General features: G+C 67.9%; 4 protein-coding genes and 1 pseudogene. All 5 read left to right on the forward strand.

Features of this window, described 5'->3' with window-relative positions; all coding sequences use genetic code 11:
- The coding region (locus AB0M20_RS36105; protein ID WP_364305108.1) for a zinc-binding dehydrogenase at positions 1-82 on the forward strand (82 nt) is incomplete at its 5' end.
- A gap of 96 nt (positions 83-178) precedes the next feature.
- A complete protein-coding gene (locus tag AB0M20_RS36110; RefSeq protein ID WP_364305103.1) occupies positions 179-994 on the forward strand; it encodes a hypothetical protein in 816 nt (271 codons plus the stop codon).
- A gap of 368 nt (positions 995-1,362) precedes the next feature.
- Positions 1,363-1,671, forward strand: coding sequence for a hypothetical protein (locus tag AB0M20_RS36115; protein WP_364305105.1), 309 nt, complete (start codon positions 1,363-1,365; stop codon positions 1,669-1,671).
- A gap of 116 nt (positions 1,672-1,787) precedes the next feature.
- A pseudogene (locus AB0M20_RS36120) lies at positions 1,788-1,964 on the forward strand (ATP-binding cassette domain-containing protein); the annotation flags it as partial.
- A gap of 114 nt (positions 1,965-2,078) precedes the next feature.
- Positions 2,079-2,309 carry a hypothetical protein gene (locus AB0M20_RS36125; RefSeq protein ID WP_364305107.1) on the forward strand — a complete coding sequence of 77 codons (231 nt, stop codon included), beginning with the start codon at positions 2,079-2,081 and terminating at the stop codon, positions 2,307-2,309.
- Positions 2,310-2,816: the final 507 nt, after the last annotated feature.

Consider the following 2,816-nt stretch of genomic DNA (forward strand, 5'->3'; position numbering starts at 1 on the left):
CTACCCCCTCGACGAAGCAGCCGACGCCCTCCGCTACGTCGGGGCCGGCCACACCCGAGGGAAGGTCGTCGTCACCGTCTGACGACCGGACCGACGAGAACGACCCAACCCGTGCGTATGCACGCCCAGACCTGCCGCCACTCCGGCGGACGGACCGCTCCTCTCGCAAGAAGAACCGATGACCATCCGAACGAACACCCCGACCTGCTCGACAACCCGCCATCCGAATGAAACGAAGGAGTACGACGTGAGAACCCAGAAAGCAGAACTCACCGCGCTAGAGGACCGGCAGGTCCTGGACCGGGTGTCCACGACGCGAATCGTCGGCGGCGTCGCGGTCGCCTACGCCGCGTCAGTGATCGTTCAGAACGCGATGTTTTTTGGTGGTGTAGCCCAGCTCCTCGGCCTTGGCGACGGCACTGCAGCGCCCACCTACGGCGATCCTCTTGGTGAGGTCCTCGCCTACCACGCCGCGAACCGGGGCGCCGTGACCGTCGCCGCCGGTCTGGAGGCCTTGAACATGGTCCTGCTCCTGGCGTTCGTCACGGGACTGCAGGGGCTCGTGCAGCGCCGCGGCGCCGCAGGGGCGGACTGGTCGCGGCTCGCGGTGGCAGCCGGAGCGACGTTCTCGGCGATATTCGCCCTCGTCCTAGCCACGCACATCGCGGTCGTGCTCGCCGCGGAGGGCCTGGTCGAGCCAAACCCCGCCTTCGAGCTGGCCTGGCAGCTTCACGCCGCGCTCTTCGCGCTCGCGCTGCCCGCGCTCGGGGCGACCTTCATCGGCGCGGCGCTGGCCACCCACGCCAGCGGGTTGACCCGGCCGTGGCAGCGGCTGCTCGCCGTGGCGGGCGGCAGCGTGCTCATCTTGGCCGGCACCGGAAACCTCGCCATCGCGGATGGCTCGCCACTGGTGTTCGCCGGGGTTACGGGCTTAGCCGCGTGGCTCGTCTGGCTCGTTATCACCGGCCTACGGCTCATCCGTGGAAAGGGCTGACGTCGCTCTATGGCGGCGCGACGCCCTCCGCTACGTCGGGGCCGGCCACACCCGAGGGAAGGTCGTCGTCACCGTCTGACGACCGGACCGACGAGAACGACCCCACCCGTGCGTATGCACGCCCAGACCTGCCGCCACTCCGGCGGACGGACCGCTCCTCTCGGAAGAAGAACCGATGACCAGCCGGACGAACACCCCGAACCGGCTCGACAACCCGCCGGTCCCCTTGCAGGCCAAGCTCGCGGCAGCCTGGACCAGCTTGATGTTCTTCATCATCTACATCGACTACTTCCACCTCTACCAGCCCGGCGCCATCGACCAAATCCGGGGTGGCCGCATCTTTGAGTTCAACAATCACCCTGACGTTGATGACCATTTTCATCGTGGTCATAGGGATCCCGGCCCTGATGATCCTGCTCTCCATGACGCTGCCCGCCCGGGTGAACCGCGCCACGAACCTCGTCGCGGCATCGCTCAACATCCCCCTCATGGTGTTCAACGCGGCAGGGGCGTCCTGGGACTGGGCCTTCTACTACGGCCTCACCATCGGAATCGAGGTGCTGATCCTGGCCTTCATCCTGCGCTCCGCCTGGACCTGGCCACGCCGCACCGCATCGCCGGCGACCCTGGCAGCCAGCCTCGACAGCGAGCCACTCCGCACGCCGCAGCAGGCGTGACTGCCCGCCCCGCGCCCGACCATCCTTCGCTCGCACCACCCTCGGGCACGGTCACCTGCCTCAGCGTTCGCTGCTGAGAACTCCGTCCCACCCGATCCCCCAGAAAGGTCCCAATCATGATCGAGGCACGCGAGCTCACCAAGCGCTACGGCGACACCACCGCCGTGCACTCCCTCAGCTTCACGATCGCGCCCGGGACCGGCACGGGGTTCCTCGGCCCGAACGGCGCCGGCAAGTCCACGACCATGCGCATGATCATGGGACTGGACCGGCCGACGTCAGGCACCGTCACTCGGCCTGGGTGACGGCGCCGATCGCACCTGTCGGCCACCGACCTCGCCGCCCTGCTCCACAACGGTGGACGTCTCGCCGGACCGCCGCCGATCCCGGCTCCGGAGGCTGGGGACGTGGTGGAGGTCGACCGGACCGTGAACCGCTACGGCAGCGTGTCGCTGGGTCGGCACCAGGTCGTGGCGGCGGACATCCTCGGCGGCCGCCGGGTCAGCATCCGCATCGAAACCACCACCCTGAGCTTCTTCGATCGGGAAGGTTCCGGCTTTGGGTGTAGCGGAGAGGGCGGCGGCTCGGCGCGCGGCACGGAGCACGGCCCACGTCGCATCGGGCGAATCAAGCACTGATGCCGAGCCGCCAGAGGCGGTCAAGCCACGGCAGGATCCGTTCGAGTGACATCCCACGCGGGAGGGCCCCGACGTCCAGGAGCAGCGCGGAGATTGTCGAGCCGACTGCCACCGCGGTGGTCAGAGCAGGAGCAGACGGGTGCTGAGAATCCAAAACGGGGGGTTTTCGGGGGGCGTCCTCGGATCAACAAAGAGATGACCTGCGTTTCCGCAGGTCATCGGCGATATTTGTCGGGCTGACAGGATTTGAACCTGCGACCCCTTGACCCCCAGCATGGTCAACATGATCGGTTGACCAGTACAGGCGTGCGAACGGCCTGGCTAGGCGTGGTGGTGTTGGTCGGTCTGGTGTGGGCTGCGGCGGTGCGGATAACAAGATCGTCTCCCAGATTTCTCCCAAAGCTGGGGTGGCTCCCGGCTAGGCCGGCATCCCGTCGCGCAAGCTACGCTCGGCCGGGCCGCGTCCGGCTGGTCCAGGTGGAGCGCCCCGCCGGACGAACGACCTGG

Origin of the sequence: Actinoplanes sp. NPDC051633 (assembly GCF_040681735.1) — a bacterium.
Lineage (GTDB): Bacteria > Actinomycetota > Actinomycetes > Mycobacteriales > Micromonosporaceae > Actinoplanes.

Bases quoted from the DNA above. Each gene is read 5' to 3' on its own strand.
- AB0M20_RS36115 (WP_364305105.1), top strand. From the start codon at position 1,363: ATGACCATTTTCATCGTGGTCATAGGGATCCCGGCCCTGATGATCCTG.
- AB0M20_RS36110 (WP_364305103.1), top strand. From the start codon at position 179: ATGACCATCCGAACGAACACCCCGACCTGCTCGACAACCCGCCATCCG.